Here is a 20,603-nt window from a genome sequence, read left to right as displayed (position 1 = left end):
TCACTGAAGTGTCCGGTCTATGGAACATCATATTATGGTATTCCAAACTTTGTGCAAGCACTTTGCCTTACCGGTTATCTGGCGAATGGGTTTTTTGGGGCCGTGAGATGACGATCTGAAATGCAAAACCCCTGTGGGAGGGGGCTTGCTCCTGAATGCGGTCGATCATTCAACATTGATGTCGCCTGGCACGACGCCTTCGGGAACAAGACCACTCCCACAGTTGGAATTGTGTTTGGCGTGGGTTATTCGGTGAACGGGATGCTCTCGATCACCTCCAGGTCATACCCGGTCAGGCCTGCATATTTCAGTGGCGGGCCGAGATGGCGCAACTTGCCCACACCAAGGTTCTGCAGAATCTGCGCGCCGGTTCCCACCTCTGAATAAATCCGCGATTGCGACCGGCTGAACTGTCGTGGCGGCTGGGTCAGTTGCGGTACACGCTCCAACAACGCCTGAGACGACTCATGATTGGCCAACACCACGACGACGCCATGGCCCTCGGCCGCGACCCGCTGCAGCGCCGCCCACAACGTCCAGTTGCTTGGCCCGCTGTACTCGGCGCCGACCAGATCGCGTAGCGGATCGATCACATGCACGCGCACCAGCGTCGGCGCTTCGCGGCGCAAATCGCCCATGACCATCGCCATGTGCACGCCGCCTTCGATACGGTCTTCAAACGTGATCAAACGGAACGTGCCATGCACCGTCGGCAATTCGCGCTCGCCGATGCGTTCGATGGTGTGCTCGGTGCTCAGGCGATAGTGGATCAGGTCGGCAATGGTGCCGATCTTGATCCCGTGCTTGCGCGCAAACACTTCCAGATCCGGACGGCGGGCCATGGTGCCGTCATCGTTCATCACTTCAACAATGACGGATGCCGGGGTAAAACCGGCGAGGCGGGCCAGATCGCAACCTGCTTCGGTGTGACCGGCGCGAGTCAGCACGCCTCCTTCCTTGGCGCGCAGCGGGAAGATATGCCCGGGCTGCACAAGGTCTTCGGCGCGGGCGTCTCTGGCGACAGCGGCGGCGACCGTACGGGCGCGGTCAGCGGCGGAAATACCGGTGGTGACGCCCACCGCCGCTTCAATCGAGACGGTGAACGCGGTGCTGAATACGCTGCCGTTGCTCGGCACCATCTGTTCAAGCCCCAGGCGTTGGCAGTGTTCGTCGGTCAAGGTCAGGCAGATCAACCCGCGGGCTTCGCGGGCCATGAAGCTGATCGCTTCGGGCGTGCAGCAATCGGCGGCCAACAACAGGTCGCCTTCGTTTTCCCGATCTTCGTCATCGACCAGCAGGACCATTTTGCCGAGGCGATAATCTTCGATGATTTCTTCGATGCTGTTGAAGGCCATGCTGGACTCTCAGGGTTTGTTGGAAATAATATTGGTATACCATAATACAAAATAAACAAAGAGGTCACTATGAAGGCTTACTGGATTGCCCACGTCGACATTGCCGATGCCGAGCACTACAGCCAATACACCCAGCGCGCACCGAAGGCGTTCGCGGAGTTTGGTGCAAAGTTTTTAGCCAGGGGCGGGCGCAGCGAGGCGCTGGAGGGCAGGTCTACACCTCAGCGTAGCGTGGTGATCGAGTTCGAGAGCTACGAGCAAGCGGTGGCGTGCTACCACTCGGCGGCGTATCAGGAGGCGAAACGTTATCGCGAGGAATGGGCGAGGGCGGAAATCATCATCGTCGAGGGCATCGCCCCACTTTAAGCAACACAACAAATCCCCTGTGGGAGCGGGCTTGCTCGCGAAGGCGTAGTGTCAGTCGCTAGAAATGTTGAATGACTGACCGCATTCGGGAGCAAGCCCCCTCCCACAACGGCAAGTCCTCAGCGGATGAAGTGGATTTTGCCGCTGTCGTCATTGCCCATGTAGATGCCATACACCCCGGCCTGGCGCTCCTCGATGTAGCGTTCGAGGATCTGCCGGATCGCCGGGTAGTAGATCTGCTCCCACGGGATGTCTTCGGGGGCGAAGAACTTGTAGTCGAGGGTTTCCGGGCCGTATTGGCCGGTGATCTCCAGCGCGAGGGCGCGGAAGATGATGTACACCTCGCTGATCTTCGGCACGCTGAAGATCGAATAGGGCGAGACGATTTCGGCGCGCACGCCGCTTTCTTCCCAGACTTCACGCAAGGCCGCCTCTTCGGTGGTCTCGCCGCTTTCCATGAAGCCCGCCGGCAACGTCCAGGTGCCCGGACGCGGTGGTATCGCCCGTTGGCACAAGAGGTATTTACCGTCCTGCTCGATGATGCAGCCGGCAATGATCTTCGGGTTGACGTAGTGGATGTAGCCGCAGCCTCGGCACATCAGGCGCTCGTGCGTATCACCCGGCGGCACCTGCTGACCGAGGTCAGGGCCACCGCATTTCGGGCAAAAGCTCGGGCTGGACATGTCAGTGACCTATGCGGGGTTCTTTCAGCGCGATGGGCGGGGTGATCGCGGGAGTTGCGCCGGTCTCTTCCTGTTTGCGCTTGAGGTAATCGAGGGCGACAGCCGCGGCAGCGCGGACGTGATCAACGCAGGCCTGATGCGCCAGCAGCGGGTCGCCGCTCTTGATTGCCGCGACCATTTTTTCCATTTCCTGATTACTGGCGCCACGGCGGTTTTCCTGGGACACCGACGTCGCCCTCAGGTAGCTGATGCGTGCCTGCAACTGGCGCAACTGCGTGGCCGCAACGTGGTTGCCGGAGCCTTCGAGCAGTACGTCGTAGAAGCCTTGTACCGAGTCGATCACCTGTTGCAGCTCGCCGTCCTTGAGCGCCTTGCGGTTCTCTTCGAGGGCTTTTTCCAGGGCTTTGATGTCCTTGGCTTTGGCGCGCAGGGTGAACAGTTGAACGATCAGGCCTTCCAGCACGCAACGCAGTTCGTAGATGTCGACGGCATCGGCCAGGGTGATGATGGCGACGCGCGGGCCCTTGGCGTCGGCGAATTCCACCAGGCCTTCGGATTCAAGGTGACGCAAGGCTTCGCGCACCGACGTGCGGCTCACGCCCAGGCGATCGCACAGATCGCGTTCAACCAGACGATCGCCTGGCATGAGCTGGAAATTCATGATCGCGCTACGCAGTTTATCCAGCACGATTTCGCGCAGGGTAACGGGATTGCGATTGACCTTGAAGCTGTCGTCGAGTGGCTGGCGTTTCATGGGGTCCGCTCTTTAAGTTGGCTGTCCATGCCAGACGGGCATCTAAACAGCCGAGGGGTTAACTGGAGGCCTCGGCGTCGGCTTCGGCGAAGGCTTCGCGGGCGAGCCGGAAACTGTCCACGGCCGCCGGGACGCCGCAATAAATGCCGACCTGAAGCAGAATTTCGCGTATTTGCTCACGACTCAGGCCGTTACGCAAGGCGCCACGCACATGCAGCTTGAGTTCATGTGGACGGTTGAGCGCCGAGATCATCGCCAGGTTGACCATGCTGCGCTCTTTGAGCGACAGACCTTCGCGACCCCATACATGACCCCAGCAGTATTCGGTGACCATTTCCTGCAGTGGGCGGGTGAAGTCGTCGGCGTTCTCTATTGAGCGTTGCACATAGGCTTCGCCCAAAACCTGAGTGCGAATCTTCAGGCCTTTTTCGTACTTTTCGTTACTCATATTCTTTACCTCACCTCAATCCCTGTGGGCGCTGGCTTGCCAGCGATAGCGGACTATCAGCCAACATCAATGTTGAATGTTAAGTCCTCATCGCTGGCAAGCCAGCTCCCACAGGGTTTTGCATTGTCGCCTCAGGCCAGGGTCGGCAGGGCGCCCAGCTTGCCCTTGTGATAAATCATCGGTGTTACCGGTTGCGCTGGCAGGATCAGATTCTTCACCGCGCCAACGATGATCGCGTGGTCGCCACCGTCGTATTCACGCCACAACTCGCACTCGATGATCGCCGTGGCCTTGGCGAGGATCGGGTTGCCGAGTTCGCTCAGGTGCCACTCGATACCTTTGGCCTTGTCCTTGCCTTTACCGGCGAAGGCGTAGGCCTCGGCGGTCTGTTCGGCGGACAACAAATGGATCGCGAAACGCTTGCTGTCGCGCAGCACCGGGTAGGTGTCGGAGGCGTAGTTGGGGCAAAACAGCACCAGCGCCGGATCAATCGACAGCGCACTGAAGGCGCTGGCGGTGATGCCAACAATGCCGCCCTCCGGGTCGAGAGTGGTGACCACCGTGACGCCGGACGGGAAGGAGCTCATGACGTCTTTATAAATGCCGGGTTCGATCATGTCGCAGGTCTCCTAGCGCATCACAAACGGATCAGGCATTGGCGCCTGAGAGAGGTTGATCCACACCGTTTTCAGTTCGGTGTAGGCCAGCACCGAGTCGATGCCGCTTTCGCGTCCATAGCCACTGTTCTTGAAGCCGCCGATGGGCGCCATTGCCGACACCGCGCGGTAGGTGTTGACCCAGATAATTCCAGAGCGCACGTCGCGCGCCAAGCGATGGGCGCGGCCCAGATCGCGCGTCCAGATGCCGGCGGCGAGGCCGAATTGCGAGTCGTTGGCGATCGCCAGCGCTTCGGCCTCGTCCTTGAAACGGATGACCGACGCCACTGGGCCAAAGACTTCTTCCTGCATGATCTTCATCGAATTGCGGTCGCACTCGAACAGCGTCGGTTCGTAGAACCAGCCCTCGCCAAGATCAGCCGGCCGCTTGCCGCCGGTCCGCAAACGCGCGCCCTCGGCGATGGCGTCGGCGACCAGCCCTTCAACCACTGCCAGTTGCTGCGCGGTGGCCATTGGGCCCATTTCGCTGCTGTCTTCCTGCGGATTGCCGATGCGGATGCGTTTGGCCCGTTCGACCAGACGACTGACAAACTCGTCGTAGATCTCGTCCTGCACCAACAACCGCGAGCCGGACACGCAGCTCTGACCCGAGGCCGCGTAGATCCCGGCAATCGCGCCGTTGATCGCGCTGTCCAGATCGGCGTCGGCGAAAATGATGTTCGGCGACTTGCCGCCCAGTTCCAGCGACAGCTTGGCGAAGTTCTCGGCGCTGCTGCGCACCACATGCCGGGCCGTGGCCGCGCCGCCGGTGAAGGCGATCTTGCGGATCAGCGGATGGCGGGTGAGGGCGGCGCCGGTGCTCGGGCCGTAACCGGTCACAACGTTGACCACGCCTGGCGGAATCCCGGCTTCGAGGGCCAGACGCGCCAGTTCAAGGATGGTCGCCGACGCGTGCTCTGACGGCTTGATCACGATGGTGTTACCGGCGGCGAGCGCCGGCGCCAGTTTGATCGCGGTCAGGTACAGCGGACTGTTCCAGGGAATGATCGCAGCGACCACGCCCATGGCTTCGTGAACCGTGTAGGCGAACAGGTCGGGCTTGTCCAGCGGCAAGGTGCCGCCTTCGAGCTTGTCAGCCAAACCGGCGGTGTAGTGGAAGAATTCCGGCAGATAACCCACCTGACCCCGGGTTTCACGGATCAGTTTGCCGTTGTCGCGGCTTTCCAGCTGCGCCAGTTGCTCCTTGTTCTCGGCGATCAAGTCACCGAGGCGGCGCAGCAGTTTGCCGCGCGCGGTGGCGGTCAGACCGCGCCAGGCAGGGCTGTCGAACGCGCTTTGCGCTGATTGCACGGCGCGTTCGACGTCGGCCTCATCAGCGTCAGGCAGTTCAGCCCAAGGTTCGGCCAGGGCCGGATTGAGGCTTTCGAAAGTCTTGCCGCTGAGGGCATCGACCCATTCTCCGCCGATGCACATCTGGAAGCGTGCGAGTGTCATGCAACGATCCCCTTTATATGGTTTTGTCGGGAGTGTGCGAATTCGAGAAATTCCAACAGCGTCTGGTTGACCAGACGCGGTGACTCTACCGGCATCATATGCCGTTGTTCCGCCAGCACGGCAACCCTCGCGCCGGGGATGCACCGGGCCAGTTGCTCGGCCATTTCCGGGGTCGAACCGGGATCGAGCTCGCCCGTGGCGATCAGCGTCGGCGCCTGAATGCTGCTCAGGTCGTCGGCACGGTACATGTCCTGCGTTGCGAACAGTTCGTAGGTGGTCAGGTAACCCTGTGGGTCATTGCCGGCCAGGGTCTGGCGGATCGCGGCGATCTGCGCCGGGTTGGCGGCCTGATATTCGCGGCTGAACCAGCGCGACAGCGCGGCTTCGGCATTGGCGTCCGGGCCGTGTTCGGCGGCCTGAGCGGTGCGCGCAATGACGCCGGCGCGCTGCTCTTCGCTGCGATTGAACACGCTGTTGAGCACAACCAGGCTTTGCAGGCGCTGCGGGTAATGCAGCGCAAACGCCCGCGCCACCAGACCGCCCATCGAGAAGCCGATCACCGCTGCTTGCGGCAGGTTGAGGTGATCGAGCAGCTCCAGCAACTGATCGGCGTAACCGAGCAGGTCGGTACCGCTGGCCGGTCGCGGGCTGGCGCCATGGCCGAGCATGTCGTAAGCGACCACCCGATATTGCGTGGCGAGGCCGACGATCTGGCCGCCCCACATTTCTTTGTTCAGGCCCACGCCGTGGATCAAGACCACGGGCTGGCCTTCGCCGGTCGCCAGATAACTGGTGCCAGCCGGGGTGAGTTCAGCGGTGAGCCGAATCATGGAGCGCTCCTGCAATGCCTTTTTATTGTGATTACTGGGCTTTTTCGGCGGCCAGTTCTTCCAGATCGATGTAACGGTTGCCGATGCGCGGGTGCAGGCGGCCACCGTCGGCGCAACCCAGCACCACGACAATTTCGTCGGCGCGCGGCGCGTCTTCGATCTGCATTTCCAGGGTGATGTAGTGCGAACGCAGGCCTTCGTCGTCCTTGTGCATCATCGGAATCTGAATCGAAGTGCCCGGGCCACCGCGCTTGTTGGTGAAGCTCAGGTAGCTCTTGGCTTTGACCGCTTCGCGGTAGTGGTTGCCGAAGCGCAGGGTGTGGATCACGGCGGAGGCGTGTTCGATTTCGCCGTCAGCACCCACCACGGCAGCCTTGCCGTAAGCCTCGATTTTTTCTGCGCCGCCAATGAGGCCGACCAGACGCTCGACCATCATGGCGCCGAGGTCGGAGCAGTTGGCGCGGATCTGCGGTTTCAGGTCTTCGACAAAGCCGTTACCCACCCAAGGGTTTTTCATCACGACAGCGAGGCCAACCATGGTCACCGGCTTGTCGGTGGCTTTGCCGCCTTCGATGAGGGTTTCTTCGACATAGCTGACGATCTTGCGAATTTCGAAACTCATGAGCTGCTCCGCAGGGGGATTGAGGGTGTCTGTGCGTCTGATGGTATACCATAATACCAATCGTGCAAGCCCCCTCACGCGTTTTGCCGCATCCATCCGGCGAATGGCCATGCATTCACCTGCAGCCATAAATCCCCAAAACACCATTAACCCCCTCCCACAATGCAAATCACTGGCGACAGGAGCCTGCATCTGGTTAACAAAAGATAACGTGGCGCCGATTGTCAGACGTTTCGAAAGCCCGATAGGATGAGCCAGCTTCCGAAGGGGCTCTGGATGGCGGGTTTCAGGACTATGCTTCTGACCAGTCATCACCAGAGCACCCTTGCGGCGCCCTTGAAGGCCAAATGGCCTAACAATAATAAATAGGGGAAGGTCTATGAGTCGTTGCCGCCCGCCGGCGTTTCGCAACACCGCGTTGCTGGTCACAGCACTCTCCATGCTGGGCTTCGCCACCGTGTCGGCACCTGTGATTGCCGCCGAGGCGCCGGCCGACGTGGTTTATGCTCTCGAATCAGCCAAAGCCGCAAAAAGCCTGATGCTTGACGTCGTCCACGCCGGCACCCGGTTGGTGGCGGTCGGGGATCGTGGGCACATTCTCTATTCCGATGACCAGGGCAAATCCTGGACCCAGGCCAAGGTGCCGAGCCGGCAACTGCTGACCGCTGTGTATTTTGTCGACGACAAACATGGCTGGGCAGTCGGCCACGATGCGCAGATCCTCGCCAGCGAGGACGGCGGTCTGACCTGGACCAAACAATTCGAAGACCTCAAACGCGAATCGCCGCTGCTCGACGTCTGGTTCAAGGACGTCAACAGCGGCATCGCCGTAGGTGCCTACGGCGCGCTGCTGGAAACCACCGACGGCGGCAAGCATTGGGAAGACATCAGCGACCGCCTCGACAACGAAGACCAGTTTCACCTCAACGCCATCGCGGCGGTGAAAGACGCCGGGCTGTTCATTGTCGGCGAGTCGGGCAGCATGTTCCGCTCCGCTGATGGGGGGCAGACCTGGGAAAAACTTGAAGGCCCTTATGAAGGCTCGCTGTTCGGCGTGATCGGCACGGCTTCGCCGCAGACGCTGCTCGCTTGCGGCTTGCGCGGCAACCTCTACCGCTCCACGGATTTCGGCAGCACCTGGGAACAGGTCGAGCTGAAAGCTGCGCGAGGCTCGCTGGAATTCGGTCTGTCCGGCGCTACGTTGCTCGAGGACGGCTCGATCGTGATCGTCGGCAACGGTGGCTCGGTGATCAGCAGCAGCGACGACGGTGAGACCTTCAGCGTGTTCAATCGCCCGGATCGCATTTCGCTGTCGTCGGTCACCGCCGCCGGCAACGGCAACCTGATTCTGACCGGGCAGGGCGGTGTTCACACCACGCTGCCAAACGGTGCCGAGATCAATAATAAGAAGGCGGGGCTATGACTTCCTTGAGCAATCATCATCAGGACAAGGCGACGTTCCTTGAACGTCTGATTTTCAACAACCGCCCGGTAGTGATCCTGATCTGCCTGGTGGTGAGCATTTTTCTGTTCTGGCAGGCCACGCTGATCCGGCCGTCCACCAGCTTCGAGAAAATGATCCCGCTCAAGCATCCGTTCATCGAGAAGATGATGGAGCACCGCAACGACCTGGCGAACCTGGGCAATACCGTGCGTATTTCGGTGGAAGCCACCGACGGCGACATCTTCTCCAAGGAATACATGGAGACCCTGCGCCAGATCAACGACGAGGTGTTCTACATCTCCGGCGTTGACCGGTCCGGTCTCAAGTCGCTGTGGAGTCCGAGCGTGCGCTGGACCGAAGTGACCGAAGAAGGTTTTGCCGGCGGTGAAGTGATCCCGCAGAGCTACAACGGCTCGCAAGACAGCCTCGATCTGCTGCGCAACAACGTGCTCAAGTCCGGTCAGGTCGGGCGTCTGGTGGCCAACGACTTCAAGTCGAGCATCGTCGACATTCCGCTGTTAGAGTCGTACCCGGACCCGCAGGATCAGGGCAAGTTGCTGGCGCTGGATTACCGCAAGTTCTCCCATGAACTGGAAGAAAAGATCCGCGACAAGTTCGAAGCGCAAAACCCCAACGTCAAAATCCACATCGTCGGTTTCGCCAAGAAAGTGGGCGACCTGATCGACGGTCTGGTGATGGTGGTGCTGTTCTTCGGCATCGCGTTCGTCATCACCCTGATCCTGTTGCTGTGGTTCACCAACTGCGTGCGCAGCACCATTGCCGTGTTGAGCACCACGCTGGTGGCGGTGGTCTGGCAACTCGGGTTGATGCACTTCTTTGGCTTTGGGCTCGATCCGTATTCGATGCTGGTGCCGTTCCTGATCTTCGCCATCGGCATCTCCCACGGTGTGCAGAAGATCAACGGGATCGCCCTGCAATCGAGCGAGGCGGAAAACGCCCTGACCGCCGCACGACGAACGTTCCGGCAACTGTTCCTGCCGGGGATGATCGCAATTCTCGCGGACGCGGTCGGCTTCATCACGCTGCTGATCATCGACATCGGTGTGATCCGCGAACTGGCCTTCGGCGCGTCCATCGGCGTGGCGGTGATCGTGTTCACCAACCTGATTCTGCTGCCGGTCGCGATCTCTTATGTCGGCATCAGTAAACGCGCAATCGCCAGGAGCAAGAAGGACGCAAACCGCGAACATCCGTTCTGGCGCCTGCTGTCGAACTTCGCCAGCCCGAAAGTCGCACCGATCTCCGTTGCTCTGGCGCTGATCGCCTTCGGTGGCGGTCTCTGGTACAGCCAGAACCTGAAAATCGGCGACCTCGACCAAGGTGCGCCGGAGTTGCGTCCGGATTCGCGCTACAACAAGGACAACAACTTCATCATCAACAATTACTCGACCAGCTCCGACGTGCTGGTGGTGATGGTCAAGACCAAGAAAGAAGGTTGCTCGCGTTACGAAGCCATGGCACCGATCGATGAACTGATGTGGAAGATGCAGAACACCGAGGGCGTGCAGTCGGCGATCTCGCTGGTGACCGTGTCCAAGCAGATGATCAAGGGCATGAACGAGGGCAACCTGAAATGGGAAACCCTGTCGCGCAACCCAGACGTGCTGAACAGCTCGATTGCACGGGCCGATGGCCTGTACAACAACAGTTGCTCAGTAGCGCCGGTGCTGGTGTTCCTCAACGATCACAAGGCTGAAACCCTTGATCGTGCGGTGCATGCAGTGCAGGAATTTGCCAAGGAAAACAATAAGGACGGTCTGGAGTTCATCCTGGCAGCGGGTAACGCCGGGATCGAAGCCGCCACCAACGAGGTCATCAAGCAGGCAGAGTTGACCATCCTGATTCTGGTGTACATCTGCGTGGCGGTAATGTGCATGATCACCTTCCGCTCGTGGGCGGCGACCTTGTGCATTGTGCTGCCACTGGTGCTGACGTCGGTACTTGGCAACGCACTGATGGCGTTCATGGGTATCGGCGTGAAAGTCGCGACCTTGCCGGTGGTGGCGCTGGGGGTGGGGATCGGTGTGGACTACGGCATCTACATCTACAGCCGCCTGGAAAGTTTCCTGCGTGCCGGTCTTCCATTGCAGGAAGCCTATTACCAGACCCTGAAATCCACCGGTAAAGCGGTGCTGTTCACTGGCCTGTGCCTGGCCATCGGTGTGTGCACCTGGATTTTCTCGGCAATCAAGTTCCAGGCCGACATGGGCCTGATGCTGACCTTCATGCTGTTGTGGAACATGTTCGGTGCGCTGTGGCTGCTGCCGGCACTGGCCAAGTTCCTGATCAAACCGGAGAAGCTGGCGGGGCAGAAGGGCAACTCGTTGTTTTCCCACTGACCTGGGGGCCTGAAACGACAAAGCCGCAACCTTCGGGTTGCGGCTTTTTTTATATTTCGATATTCACACTAACCCCCTGTGGGAGCGGGCTATCTTCAGCATTCAGGAGCGTTCAGGAGCGTTCGGTACCGAGCACCGCGCTCAGCGCACTGCGTGCATCATCCAGTTGCACCAACGTCGCATGCCGCGCGCCCAACGCATCACGATTCTCGATCGCCGTGAGAATCGCCTTGTGCCTTGGCAACGCCAACTCATGCAAGTTCGGCCGCTGATTCGAATGCTTTAGCGCCTCGGCAATCGCCACCGAGAGCATGTTGCACAGATTTGCCAGCAAATCGTTGTGAGTCGCATCGGCAATCCGGCTGTGAAAATCCAGGTCCGGTTGCAGCAGGGCTTCCGGTGTCGACGCAGCCTCCATACGCTGGTAAGCCTCACCGATGGCCGTGATATCAGCGTCGGTCGCATGCTGGGCGGCGAGGGCGGCGGCGGCCGGTTCGATGATGCTGCGCACGCTGGTCAGGACATTGAAAAATTCATTCCGCGGGCTGCTTTGCATGAGCCAGTGCAGCACGTCCGGGTCGAGCATGTGCCATTCGCGGCGCGCCTTGACCACCGTGCCCACGCGCGGTTTGGAGTACACCAGACCTTTTGCCACCAACACCCGCGTGGCTTCGCGCAACACCGGTCGACTGACCGCGTACTCCTCGCAAAGCAAGGCTTCGGCGGGCAGTTTGTCGTCGGGCAGGAAGCGTCCAGAGACGATCTGCATGCCCAATTCCTGGACGATGCGCGAGTGCATGCTTTTGCGGTCGGAAGGTTTGCGGTAATCCATGGGGAGTGGCGCGATCCTGAGCGATTAAGATGCCGCGCATCATAGCAGGCACGACACAAACGTGAGGCAGACACACAATCAAATGTGGGAGCGGGCTTGCTCGCTCCCACAGGGGGATGCATTCCAATGCAGGCGCTGGCGAAGGCTGCGATTGTTTGTTTTTAATGGGAATGGCGCGGCACTTCAGCTCCACGGCAACCGACCAGGAAGTCGAAATCGCAGCCCTGATCCGCCTGCAGCACATGGTCGATGTACAGCTGACGATAACCGCCCACCAATAATTGCTGCGGCGGTTGCAGGTCAGCCATGCGCGCGGCCAGTTCGGCGTCCGGAATATCCAGGTGCAGACGCCCGGTGGCGCAGTCGAGTTCGATCCAGTCGCCTTCTTTCACTGTGGCCAAAGGCCCGCCCGCTGCTGCTTCCGGGGCAACGTGCAAAACCACCGTGCCGTAAGCGGTGCCGCTCATCCGTGCGTCAGAGATGCGCACCATATCCGTCACACCCTCGGCCAGCAGCTTGGCCGGCAGGCCCATGTTGCCGACTTCAGCCATGCCCGGATAACCCTTCGGCCCGCAGTTTTTCATCACCAGAATCGAGTTGGCATCAACATCCAGTTCTGGGTCGTTGATCCGCGCCTTGTACATGTCGAAGTTCTCGAACACCACGGCACGGCCGCGATGCTGCATCAACTCTGGCGTGGCGGCGGACGGTTTGAGCACGGCACCAAGAGGTGCCAGATTGCCGCGCAGTACGCAGATGCCGCCGTCAGCGCGGATCGGATTGTCGAGGGTGCGAATGACCTCGTCTTCGCCGTAGATCGGCGCGTCTTTGGTGTTCTCGCCAATGGACTTGCCGTTGACCGTCAGCGCGTTCGGATGGGGGATCAGATTGGCCTCACCGAGACGGCGCAGCACCGCTGGCAGTCCCCCGGCGTAGTAGAACTCTTCCATCAGAAAACGCCCGGACGGTTGCAGGTCGACGATGGTCGGCATGCCGCGACCGATGCGCGTCCAGTCGTCCAGTTCCAGTTCGACGCCGATGCGTCCGGCGATGGCTTTCAAGTGGATCACGGCGTTGGTCGAACCGCCAATGGCGGCGTTGACGCGAATAGCGTTTTCGAAGGCTTCCTTGGTCAGGATCTTCGACAGTTTCAGATCCTCACGCACCATTTCCACGGCGCGCATGCCGGACATGTGCGCCAGCACATAACGCCGCGCATCCACCGCCGGGATTGCCGCGTTGTGCGGTAAGGAAGTGCCCAGTGCTTCAGCCATGCAAGCCATGGTCGACGCGGTGCCCATGGTGTTGCAGGTGCCCGCCGAACGCGACATGCCGCCCTCGGCTGCGAGGAAGTCGTCCAGGGTGATGGTGCCGGCCTTGACCTGCTCGCTGAGCTGCCAGACCACGGTGCCCGAGCCGATGTCCTTGCCTTTGTGCTTACCGTTGAGCATCGGCCCGCCGGTGACAACGATGGCCGGCACATCGCAACTGGCCGCGCCCATCAGCAGCGCCGGAGTGGTTTTGTCGCAACCGGTCAGCAGCACCACGCCGTCAATAGGGTTGCCACGAATGGCTTCTTCGACGTCCATGCTCGCCAGGTTGCGCGTGAGCATGGCGGTCGGACGCAAGTTCGATTCGCCGTTGGAGAACACCGGGAATTCCACCGGGAAACCACCGGCCTCGATCACCCCACGTTTGACGTGCTCCGCGATCTGGCGGAAATGCGCGTTGCACGGGGTCAGTTCCGACCAGGTATTGCAGATGCCGATGATCGGCTTGCCATGAAACTGGTGGTCGGCGATGCCCTGATTCTTCATCCAGCTGCGGTACATGAAGCCGTTCTTGTCGGCCGTGCCAAACCATTGGGCGGAGCGCAGGGTGGGTTTCTTATCAGACATGATCGTTTCTCTTATTGTATGACTATAGTGTTCGAACTGAGGCTTAACATAAGCGCAATTTAAGCGGTTTGGAAGTGGTTGTTGGGTAATTAGTATTACTATATAGTCGTTTTCGACGGAGGGATGGTCCTGGCGGTTTTCCGTGAGAGACGTCCCCCGAGGTTCTATAAAAACAACAATCGGAGACCGATCCCATGAGCCAGGAACTGCGGCTTATTCGCCGCATCACGCTGAAACTGATTCCCTTCCTGATCCTGCTGTACCTGATCGCCTATGTGGATCGCTCCGCCGTCGGCTTCGCCAAATTGCACATGGGTGCCGACATCGGCATCGGTGATGCGGCTTATGGCCTCGGTGCAGGGCTGTTCTTCATCGGCTACTTTCTTCTGGAAATCCCCAGCAACCTGATGCTCGAGCGTTTCGGTGCGCGGCGCTGGTTCGCGCGAATCATGATCACCTGGGGCGCCATCACCATCGGCATGGCGTTCGTCCAGGGGCCGCACAGTTTCTATGTCATGCGCTTTCTGCTCGGCGCGGCAGAAGCGGGGTTCTTTCCCGGCGTTCTGTACTACATCACCCAATGGTTCCCGGTGCGCCATCGCGGCAAGATTCTTGGCCTGTTCATTCTTTCGCAGCCCATCGCGATGCTGATCACCGGCCCCGTCTCCGGCGGCCTGCTGGGTATGGAAGGCGTCCTCGGGCTGCACGGCTGGCAGTGGCTGTTCATTGTCATCGGCACCCCGGCGATCTTGCTGACCTGGCCGGTGCTGCGCTGGTTGCCGGATGGTCCGGTGCAAGTGAAGTGGATGGATCAGACCGAGAAGGACTGGCTGACCCGTGAGCTGAAAAAAGATCTGGAGGAGTACGGCCAGACCCGTCACGGCAATCCGCTGCATGCGCTCAAAGACAAACGCGTCTTGCTGCTGGCGCTGTTCTATCTGCCGGTGACCCTGAGTATTTATGGCCTCGGCTTGTGGCTGCCGACGCTGATCAAACAATTTGGCGGCACTGATCTGGTGACCGGTTTCGTGTCATCGGTGCCGTACATCTTCGGGATCATCGGTTTGCTGATCGTGCCGCGCAGTTCAGACCGTTTGAATGATCGCTACGGCCATCTGGCGGTGCTTTATGTGCTGGGCGCGATAGGTCTTTTTCTCAGTGCCTGGCTGTCGATGCCAGTGGCGCAGTTGGCCGCGCTGTGTCTGGTGGCGTTTGCGCTGTTTTCCTGCACGGCGGTGTTCTGGACCTTGCCGGGGCGCTTCTTTGCCGGCGCGAGTGCGGCGGCAGGGATCGCGTTGATCAACTCGGTGGGCAATCTCGGCGGCTATATCGGGCCGTTCGTGATCGGCGCGCTGAAGGAGTACACCGGGAATCTGGCGTCGGGCCTGTATTTCCTCTCGGGGGTGATGGTGTTCGGCTTGATCCTGACCGGCGTGGTGTACCGGGTGCTTGAACGCAAACACGTACTGCCCGTTGACCAGTTCGCCGCCAGCGCACGCGGCGCTACCCGAACCTGAATCTAAAGAACAGCACAGAACCCATGTGGGAGCGGGCAAGCCCATACGCAAACACACAGTGGTTCGGCGTGGTTTTCAACATTTGTGCTCTAAAAGGAGAAGAACATGCATCTGGTGCAATTCGAGTTGAGTAACGGCGAGCGCCGCGTCGGTGTCGTCGACAATGCCGTGGTGCGCGAAGTACAGGACGCGCGCACCGTGCGCGATCTGGCGCTGGCGGCCATCGAAGCCGGCGGCACGCTGGAGCAGCAAGTGCAAACCCTCGGCTTCGGTATCAGCCATGACTATGCGCAGTTGCTCCAAGAGCTGCGCATCCTGCCGCCACTCGATCACCCGGATCCGGCCCACATGCTGGTCAGCGGCACCGGCCTGACTCATCTGGGCAGCGCTTCGGCCCGCGACAAGATGCACCAACAGGCGGGCGACGAAGCCGCAATGACCGACACCATGCGCATCTTCAAATGGGGCGTTGAGGGCGGCAAACCGGCGGCAGGGCAGGCCGGTGTACAACCGGAATGGTTTTACAAAGGTGACGGCAGTATCGTCGTGCGCCCGGGCGAGCCATTCCCGTTGCCGCCGTTTGCTGAGGATGCTGGCGAGGAACCGGAAATGGCCGGTCTGTACATCATCGGTCCTGACGGCAAACCCTATCGCCTCGGTTTTGCGGTGGGCAACGAGTTCTCCGACCACGTCATGGAACGCAAGAATTACCTTTACCTGGCGCACTCGAAATTACGCAGTTGCAGTTATGGTCCGGAACTTCGAGTCGGTGAGTTACCCCAACACTTGGCAGGCACCACTCGCATCCTGCGTGACGGCGAAGTGCTGTGGCAAAACGAATTCCTCAGCGGCGAGGCCAACATGTGCCATAGCCTGTCGAACCTCGAATACCACCACTTCAAATACAGCCAGTTCTTGCGTCCGGGCGACGTACACATTCACTTCTTCGGCACCGCGACCCTGTCGTTTGCCGACGGCATCCGCACCCAACCGGGTGACGTGTTTGAAATCAGCCAGGCCGAATTCGGCGCGCCGCTGGTCAACGGCATCGCACCGGTTGCAGCGGCATTTGAACCGGACAGCATCGGCACCCTTTAAGGAGATCCCATGACTCAGATTCTCGGTCACAACTACATCGGCGGTCAGCGCAGCGCGGCGGGCGACGTGAAACTGCACAGCGTTGACGCCAGCAGCGGCGAACAACTGCCCCACGATTTCATTCAGGCCACCGAGCAGGAAGTCGACGCCGCCGCCAAAGCCGCCGCTGCCGCGTACCCGGCGTATCGCAGCCTCAGCGCTGAACGCCGTGCGCAGTTTCTCGATGCCATTGCCGATGAACTCGATGCCCTCGGTGATGATTTCGTCGCCGTTGTTTGCCGCGAAACCGCGTTGCCGGCCGGGCGGATTCAAGGTGAGCGCGGACGCACCAGCGGGCAGATGCGCCTGTTCGCCAAAGTGCTGCGCCGTGGCGATTTCTATGGGGCGCGGATCGACCTGCCGCTGCCGGAGCGCCAGCCAATGCCGCGCCCGGATCTGCGTCAGTACCGCATTGGCCTCGGCCCGGTGGCGGTGTTCGGTGCGAGCAATTTCCCGTTGGCGTTTTCCACGGCCGGCGGCGACACCGCTTCGGCACTGGCCGCCGGTTGCCCCGTGGTGTTCAAGGCCCACAGCGGCCACATGGCCACCGCTGAGCGGGTGGCCGACGCGCTGATTCGCGCGGCGGAAAAAACCGCCATGCCGGCCGGCGTGTTCAACATGATCTACGGGGGGGGCGTCGGCGAGTGGCTGGTCAAGCATCCGGCGATTCAGGCAGTGGGATTCACCGGTTCGCTCAAGGGCGGCCGTGCGCTGTGCGACATGGCCGCCGCACGCCCGCAGCCGATCCCGGTGTTCGCCGAGATGTCGAGCATCAACCCGGTGATCGTCTTGCCGCAGGCACTGGCGGCACGCTCGGAAAGCGTGGCCCGTGACCTCACCGCGTCGGTGGTGCAGGGCTGCGGTCAGTTCTGCACCAACCCGGGTCTGGTGATCGGTATTCGCTCGCCGCAATTCACTGCCTTTGTGCAGCAGGTCGCGGGGCTGATCGGCGATCAACCGGCGCAAACCATGCTCAACGCCGGCACCCTTGGCAGCTATGGCAAAGGCTTGCACAAGCTCTTGGCACATCCTGGCATCGAGCATCTGGCCGGTAATCCACAGCAGGGCACTCAAGCGCAGCCGCAATTGTTCAAGGCTGATGCCAGCCTGTTGATCAACGGCGACGAAGTGTTGCAGGAAGAAGTGTTCGGCCCGACCACGGTGATTGTTGAAGTGGCCGATCAAGCGCAGCTCAGCGCGGCGTTGAACGGTCTTCACGGGCAACTCACGGCGACGATCATTGGTGAACCTGCTGACTTCGAGCACTTCCCCGAACTGACGCCGCTACTGGAACAGAAGGTCGGGCGGATCCTGCTCAATGGGTATCCGACCGGTGTCGAGGTGTGTGATTCGATGGTGCACGGCGGGCCGTATCCGGCCACGTCCGATGCGCGTGGTACCTCGGTCGGCACGCTCGCGATTGATCGCTTCCTGCGCCCGGTGTGCTTCCAGAACTACCCCGACAGCTTGCTGCCCGAGCCGCTGAAAAACGCCAATCCGCTGCGTATCCAGCGGTTGGTTGACGGTAAGCCATCGCGCGACGCCCTCTAAACCCACCCCTAATCCCCTGTGAGAGCGGGCTTGCTCGCGAATGCGGTCTGTCAGAAACACATTTGTAGACTGACACACCGCGTTCGCGAGCAAGCCCGCTCCCACAAGGTTCTCCCAAGACAATGAGCTATCATTGGCGCTTTCCCCCTAGAAAGACTGTTTGCCATGACTGCCCAAACCCTTCTCAACGCCCTCGAACACTGCGGTATGGTTGAAATCGACGGCTTGCATGCCTTCGAATTCGCCCTCGATGAAGACGACAACCTGCACATCGAGTGCATCGATGGCCGAGCGGCCAAGCATTGGGAATTCACGCCGGCGCAGGTTGAAGCGGCAACGTTTGACGAAGACCTGCAGAGCTGGCTGATCGTCGGTTTTTCCAGCGATACCAAGACAACCGGCGAACATCGCCTGGTCTGCCTCGGCGACGTCATCAGCAGCAGCGACGACGAGGATGAAACTGATGAAAATGCGTAAGTTCTGGCCTCTGTTGATGGCTGGCAGCGTCGGCGCGATGGGCCTTTCCAATGCCTGCGCCGAAAGCTTCCAGTTGCTGGTCGGTTCCTACACGGCGGGCTCCAGCCAAGGCATCTATCGAATGAATTTCGACAGCGCCACAGGCCAGATCGGTGCCAAGCCGCTGCAAGTGGTCAACAGCGAAAACCCTTCGTGGCTGACCGTTTCCAAAGACCAGAAACGTCTGTTCGTGGTCAACGAAAACGGCCCCGGCCAGAAGGATTCAATCGGCCGCGTCAGCAGCTACGCGATTGATCCAAAGACCCAAGCGCTGAGCCTGATCAATCAGGTGCAAAGTCTGGGCAACGAGCCCACCCATTCGAGCCTCAGCGGTGACGCCAGCCACCTTTTCGTCAGCAACTATTCGGTGGTCGAAGATCCGGGCGGCACACTGGCGGTGCTGCCAGTCGACAGCGACGGCAAGCTCAAACCTGTGGTGCAGATGAGCGGCCACCCGGCGAGCCGGGTCAATCCCGAGCGTCAGGCGTCCAACCATGTGCATTCGACGATGTCCTCGCCGGACGGTCGCTATGTGTTTTCCAATGATCTGGGCGCGGACAAAATCTTCATTTACCAATTTGACCCGAAAGCCAATCCGGAGCTGCCGCTGACTCCGGCGAAAACCGCTTCGGTATCGTTGCCGGCCGGCAGCGGCCCGCGTCACCTGTTGTTCAGTGCTGACGGCAAGCATGCCTGGCTGACCATGGAAATGAGCGCGCAAGTCGCGGTGTTCGACTACCACGACGGCGTGCTGACCCAGACGCAAATGGTCGATCTGGCGGCCGGGCAGCCGACTTCAGACAAGGCCGCCGCCGCGCTGCACGCGTCCGCTGACGGCAGATTCCTCTATGTCAGCAACCGTGGCACCGCCAATCAGTTGCTGGTGTTCGCTATCGACCCGGCCAGCGGCCAGCTCAAAGAGTTGCAGCGACGCTCGGTGGAAGGTGATCACCCGCGCGAGTTCAGCCTCGACCCAACGGGCAAATTCCTGCTGATCGCCAACCAGAAGAGCAACGAGATTGTGGTCGTCGAGCGCGATGGCAAGACCGGTTTGCTTGGCAAAACCGTGCAGAAACTGCCAATGGACGCCCCCAGCGACCTGAAGTTTCTGACGCAACAATAAGCCACAGGCCCCGGTTTACGGGGCCTGTCTGTTTGTATCAATCGCGCTGATAACAGCTACTGCTACAAAGCATTTCAAGCAAGCAACCGTCGAGCGTTAAGTTTGCTTCACAGCCCAGCCGGGCAAGCAAACCAACCGAACACGAGGGTTACCGCCATGAACTTCAATCTCTTCTCCGTCATCGCCGCTTCCGCCATCTCTGCCACTGTTGCATTGCCTGCCAGCGCCCACGCTGACGTCAACAGCAAAAAGTCCCACACCCAGAGCTACACCCAGAAATACCTGCAACAAAGCGCCAACTTCTATGCCGCCCTGGATCACAAAACCCAACACTGAAAGTCTGCACGCCCAAGGGCTGCCGAAGGCTGCGATCTCTTGATCTTGTTTTTCAAAAGCAAAATCAAAAGATCGCAGCCTTCGGCAGCTTCTGTGCGTGTGTGTTTGGCGGAGCGATAGGTTTTATTCAACGTCGAGATAGATGGGCTAAATAATCAACGAAGCTGATGGTTACTATGTGAAACCCTGAGTGGTTACCGCAGCTTTTTTGATTGATTCTGCTGGCACTGAAACATGCCAACGGAGAACACCATGGCCAGCGCAATCATCACTTCAGCCAAACGCGGCGCCTACCTGGCCATCGGTCTTTACCTGGCCGTGGTGCTGGTCGTCAGCCTCTTGTCGCAGATGGAACACCGTTTCGACGCACCGATTCAAGTTGCCCATCCCGGCATTCAGTTCGAACTTCGCTCGCAAGGCGTGACGGTCGAACGGGCTGAACTCGCAGGAGTGGGCGGAGCATGAAAGGCTACCGACTCTGGGTCATCGCCGGTCTGGCGTTCCTGATCAATGGTGCTTCATTACTGGGGATTGGTCAGGGCTCGGTTGGCGCGCTGGCCCGAGCCATAGAGGCCAATCACAACATCGCGCACAACATTGAGCGCGCCAATACGCTGGGGCTGATGGCCGGCAATCCGCCGATCAAAGTCTCGGCCGATTTTCTCGGACCTTTTGAAGTCGATTGCTCGGCACTCGGGATGTGCCAGGCTCTGGCCTGAA

General features: G+C 60.2%; 21 protein-coding genes. 11 read left to right on the top strand and 10 right to left on the bottom strand.

The genetic code is table 11. From position 1 onward, the window contains the following. Positions 1–245: 245 nt before the first annotated feature. Complete coding sequence (gene ribBA / locus ACIOU6_RS08385) at positions 246–1,355, bottom strand: bifunctional 3,4-dihydroxy-2-butanone-4-phosphate synthase/GTP cyclohydrolase II (RefSeq protein ID WP_221734032.1); 1,110 nt, start codon at positions 1,353–1,355, stop codon at positions 246–248. Positions 1,356–1,424: 69 nt separating this feature from the next. On the opposite strand from ribBA, the gene ACIOU6_RS08380 reads away from it, so the two are divergent. Then, positions 1,425–1,721, top strand: a complete 297-nt coding sequence (locus ACIOU6_RS08380) for a DUF1330 domain-containing protein (protein WP_401135349.1) — start codon at positions 1,425–1,427, stop codon at positions 1,719–1,721. A 119-nt stretch (positions 1,722–1,840) separates the two neighbouring features. Here ACIOU6_RS08380 and ACIOU6_RS08375 read toward each other — a convergent pair whose 3' ends face one another. From ACIOU6_RS08375 to ACIOU6_RS08345, 7 genes are all read right to left on the bottom strand, one after another. Then, positions 1,841–2,404, bottom strand: coding sequence for an NUDIX hydrolase (locus ACIOU6_RS08375; RefSeq protein WP_401135346.1), 564 nt, complete (start codon positions 2,402–2,404; stop codon positions 1,841–1,843). A gap of 1 nt (position 2,405) precedes the next feature. After that, complete coding sequence (locus tag ACIOU6_RS08370) at positions 2,406–3,158, bottom strand: GntR family transcriptional regulator (RefSeq protein WP_221734029.1); 753 nt, start codon at positions 3,156–3,158, stop codon at positions 2,406–2,408. Positions 3,159–3,216: 58 nt separating this feature from the next. Beyond that, positions 3,217–3,606: a carboxymuconolactone decarboxylase family protein gene (locus tag ACIOU6_RS08365; RefSeq protein WP_221734028.1), complete on the bottom strand. Its 390-nt coding sequence runs from the start codon at positions 3,604–3,606 to the stop codon at positions 3,217–3,219. Between the two features lie 131 nt (positions 3,607–3,737). Further along, the gene (locus tag ACIOU6_RS08360) at positions 3,738–4,223 is read right to left on the bottom strand and encodes a flavin reductase family protein (RefSeq protein WP_401135342.1); all 486 of its coding nucleotides are present in this window, start codon (positions 4,221–4,223) and stop codon (positions 3,738–3,740) included. A 12-nt stretch (positions 4,224–4,235) separates the two neighbouring features. Next, positions 4,236–5,717 carry an aldehyde dehydrogenase gene (locus tag ACIOU6_RS08355; RefSeq protein ID WP_401135339.1) on the bottom strand — a complete coding sequence of 494 codons (1,482 nt, stop codon included), beginning with the start codon at positions 5,715–5,717 and terminating at the stop codon, positions 4,236–4,238. After that, positions 5,714–6,547 (bottom strand): alpha/beta fold hydrolase, encoded by an 834-nt coding sequence (locus ACIOU6_RS08350; protein ID WP_221734025.1) that lies wholly within the window; start codon positions 6,545–6,547, stop codon positions 5,714–5,716. The genes ACIOU6_RS08355 and ACIOU6_RS08350 overlap by 4 nt, the downstream gene beginning before the upstream one ends. 31 nt (positions 6,548–6,578) lie before the next feature. After that, the gene (locus ACIOU6_RS08345; protein WP_221734024.1) at positions 6,579–7,169 is read right to left on the bottom strand and encodes an amino acid synthesis family protein; all 591 of its coding nucleotides are present in this window, start codon (positions 7,167–7,169) and stop codon (positions 6,579–6,581) included. Positions 7,170–7,548: 379 nt separating this feature from the next. On the opposite strand from ACIOU6_RS08345, the gene ACIOU6_RS08340 reads away from it, so the two are divergent. Both ACIOU6_RS08340 and ACIOU6_RS08335 read left to right on the top strand, forming a co-directional pair. After that, positions 7,549–8,592 carry a WD40/YVTN/BNR-like repeat-containing protein gene (locus ACIOU6_RS08340; RefSeq protein WP_401135335.1) on the top strand — a complete coding sequence of 348 codons (1,044 nt, stop codon included), beginning with the start codon at positions 7,549–7,551 and terminating at the stop codon, positions 8,590–8,592. After that, positions 8,589–10,973, top strand: a complete 2,385-nt coding sequence (locus ACIOU6_RS08335) for an RND family transporter (RefSeq protein ID WP_401135332.1) — start codon at positions 8,589–8,591, stop codon at positions 10,971–10,973. The genes ACIOU6_RS08340 and ACIOU6_RS08335 overlap by 4 nt, the downstream gene beginning before the upstream one ends. A gap of 112 nt (positions 10,974–11,085) precedes the next feature. Here the strand turns inward: ACIOU6_RS08335 and ACIOU6_RS08330 are convergent, their stop codons facing one another. After that, a complete protein-coding gene (locus ACIOU6_RS08330) occupies positions 11,086–11,805 on the bottom strand; it encodes a FadR/GntR family transcriptional regulator (protein WP_221734021.1) in 720 nt (239 codons plus the stop codon). A gap of 161 nt (positions 11,806–11,966) precedes the next feature. Continuing rightward, the gene (locus ACIOU6_RS08325; protein ID WP_221734020.1) at positions 11,967–13,703 is read right to left on the bottom strand and encodes an IlvD/Edd family dehydratase; all 1,737 of its coding nucleotides are present in this window, start codon (positions 13,701–13,703) and stop codon (positions 11,967–11,969) included. A gap of 194 nt (positions 13,704–13,897) precedes the next feature. Here ACIOU6_RS08325 and ACIOU6_RS08320 point away from each other — a divergent pair, with 194 nt between their 5' ends. The 8 genes from ACIOU6_RS08320 to ACIOU6_RS08285 all read left to right on the top strand — a co-directional run bounded on the left by ACIOU6_RS08320 (position 13,898) and on the right by ACIOU6_RS08285 (position 20,602). Next, positions 13,898–15,220, top strand: coding sequence for an MFS transporter (locus ACIOU6_RS08320; protein WP_401135328.1), 1,323 nt, complete (start codon positions 13,898–13,900; stop codon positions 15,218–15,220). Positions 15,221–15,325: 105 nt separating this feature from the next. Beyond that, complete coding sequence (gene araD1 / locus ACIOU6_RS08315; protein ID WP_401135325.1) at positions 15,326–16,318, top strand: AraD1 family protein; 993 nt, start codon at positions 15,326–15,328, stop codon at positions 16,316–16,318. Between the two features lie 9 nt (positions 16,319–16,327). Then, positions 16,328–17,908, top strand: coding sequence for an aldehyde dehydrogenase (NADP(+)) (locus ACIOU6_RS08310; protein ID WP_401135322.1), 1,581 nt, complete (start codon positions 16,328–16,330; stop codon positions 17,906–17,908). A 165-nt stretch (positions 17,909–18,073) separates the two neighbouring features. Next, the gene (locus ACIOU6_RS08305) at positions 18,074–18,385 is read left to right on the top strand and encodes a DUF5629 family protein (protein WP_221734016.1); all 312 of its coding nucleotides are present in this window, start codon (positions 18,074–18,076) and stop codon (positions 18,383–18,385) included. Beyond that, a complete protein-coding gene (locus tag ACIOU6_RS08300; protein ID WP_401135319.1) occupies positions 18,372–19,547 on the top strand; it encodes a lactonase family protein in 1,176 nt (391 codons plus the stop codon). The genes ACIOU6_RS08305 and ACIOU6_RS08300 overlap by 14 nt, the downstream gene beginning before the upstream one ends. A gap of 156 nt (positions 19,548–19,703) precedes the next feature. Next, the gene (locus ACIOU6_RS08295) at positions 19,704–19,883 is read left to right on the top strand and encodes a hypothetical protein (RefSeq protein WP_221734014.1); all 180 of its coding nucleotides are present in this window, start codon (positions 19,704–19,706) and stop codon (positions 19,881–19,883) included. Between the two features lie 252 nt (positions 19,884–20,135). Then, positions 20,136–20,348, top strand: coding sequence for a hypothetical protein (locus ACIOU6_RS08290; RefSeq protein WP_401135316.1), 213 nt, complete (start codon positions 20,136–20,138; stop codon positions 20,346–20,348). After that, positions 20,345–20,602 carry a hypothetical protein gene (locus ACIOU6_RS08285; protein WP_339433184.1) on the top strand — a complete coding sequence of 86 codons (258 nt, stop codon included), beginning with the start codon at positions 20,345–20,347 and terminating at the stop codon, positions 20,600–20,602. The genes ACIOU6_RS08290 and ACIOU6_RS08285 overlap by 4 nt, the downstream gene beginning before the upstream one ends. Position 20,603: the final 1 nt, after the last annotated feature.

Origin of the sequence: Pseudomonas sp. NPDC087615, from assembly GCF_044743445.1 — a bacterium.
GTDB classification, from domain to species: domain Bacteria; phylum Pseudomonadota; class Gammaproteobacteria; order Pseudomonadales; family Pseudomonadaceae; genus Aquipseudomonas; species Aquipseudomonas baetica_A.
The sequence above is the reverse complement of the archived record's forward strand: the minus strand, read 5'-3'. Positions and strand labels throughout refer to the sequence as shown.

Bases quoted from the DNA above. Each gene is read 5' to 3' on its own strand.
- ribBA (WP_221734032.1), bottom strand. From the start codon at position 1,355: ATGGCCTTCAACAGCATCGAAGAAATCATCGAAGATTATCGCCTCGGC.
- ACIOU6_RS08380 (WP_401135349.1), top strand. From the start codon at position 1,425: ATGAAGGCTTACTGGATTGCCCACGTCGACATTGCCGATGCCGAGCAC.
- ACIOU6_RS08375 (WP_401135346.1), bottom strand. From the start codon at position 2,404: ATGTCCAGCCCGAGCTTTTGCCCGAAATGCGGTGGCCCTGACCTCGGT.
- ACIOU6_RS08370 (WP_221734029.1), bottom strand. From the start codon at position 3,158: ATGAAACGCCAGCCACTCGACGACAGCTTCAAGGTCAATCGCAATCCC.
- ACIOU6_RS08365 (WP_221734028.1), bottom strand. From the start codon at position 3,606: ATGAGTAACGAAAAGTACGAAAAAGGCCTGAAGATTCGCACTCAGGTT.
- ACIOU6_RS08360 (WP_401135342.1), bottom strand. From the start codon at position 4,223: ATGATCGAACCCGGCATTTATAAAGACGTCATGAGCTCCTTCCCGTCC.
- ACIOU6_RS08355 (WP_401135339.1), bottom strand. From the start codon at position 5,717: ATGACACTCGCACGCTTCCAGATGTGCATCGGCGGAGAATGGGTCGAT.
- ACIOU6_RS08350 (WP_221734025.1), bottom strand. From the start codon at position 6,547: ATGATTCGGCTCACCGCTGAACTCACCCCGGCTGGCACCAGTTATCTG.
- ACIOU6_RS08345 (WP_221734024.1), bottom strand. From the start codon at position 7,169: ATGAGTTTCGAAATTCGCAAGATCGTCAGCTATGTCGAAGAAACCCTC.
- ACIOU6_RS08340 (WP_401135335.1), top strand. From the start codon at position 7,549: ATGAGTCGTTGCCGCCCGCCGGCGTTTCGCAACACCGCGTTGCTGGTC.
- ACIOU6_RS08335 (WP_401135332.1), top strand. From the start codon at position 8,589: ATGACTTCCTTGAGCAATCATCATCAGGACAAGGCGACGTTCCTTGAA.
- ACIOU6_RS08330 (WP_221734021.1), bottom strand. From the start codon at position 11,805: ATGGATTACCGCAAACCTTCCGACCGCAAAAGCATGCACTCGCGCATC.
- ACIOU6_RS08325 (WP_221734020.1), bottom strand. From the start codon at position 13,703: ATGTCTGATAAGAAACCCACCCTGCGCTCCGCCCAATGGTTTGGCACG.
- ACIOU6_RS08320 (WP_401135328.1), top strand. From the start codon at position 13,898: ATGAGCCAGGAACTGCGGCTTATTCGCCGCATCACGCTGAAACTGATT.
- araD1 (WP_401135325.1), top strand. From the start codon at position 15,326: ATGCATCTGGTGCAATTCGAGTTGAGTAACGGCGAGCGCCGCGTCGGT.
- ACIOU6_RS08310 (WP_401135322.1), top strand. From the start codon at position 16,328: ATGACTCAGATTCTCGGTCACAACTACATCGGCGGTCAGCGCAGCGCG.
- ACIOU6_RS08305 (WP_221734016.1), top strand. From the start codon at position 18,074: ATGACTGCCCAAACCCTTCTCAACGCCCTCGAACACTGCGGTATGGTT.
- ACIOU6_RS08300 (WP_401135319.1), top strand. From the start codon at position 18,372: ATGAAAATGCGTAAGTTCTGGCCTCTGTTGATGGCTGGCAGCGTCGGC.
- ACIOU6_RS08295 (WP_221734014.1), top strand. From the start codon at position 19,704: ATGAACTTCAATCTCTTCTCCGTCATCGCCGCTTCCGCCATCTCTGCC.
- ACIOU6_RS08290 (WP_401135316.1), top strand. From the start codon at position 20,136: ATGGCCAGCGCAATCATCACTTCAGCCAAACGCGGCGCCTACCTGGCC.
- ACIOU6_RS08285 (WP_339433184.1), top strand. From the start codon at position 20,345: ATGAAAGGCTACCGACTCTGGGTCATCGCCGGTCTGGCGTTCCTGATC.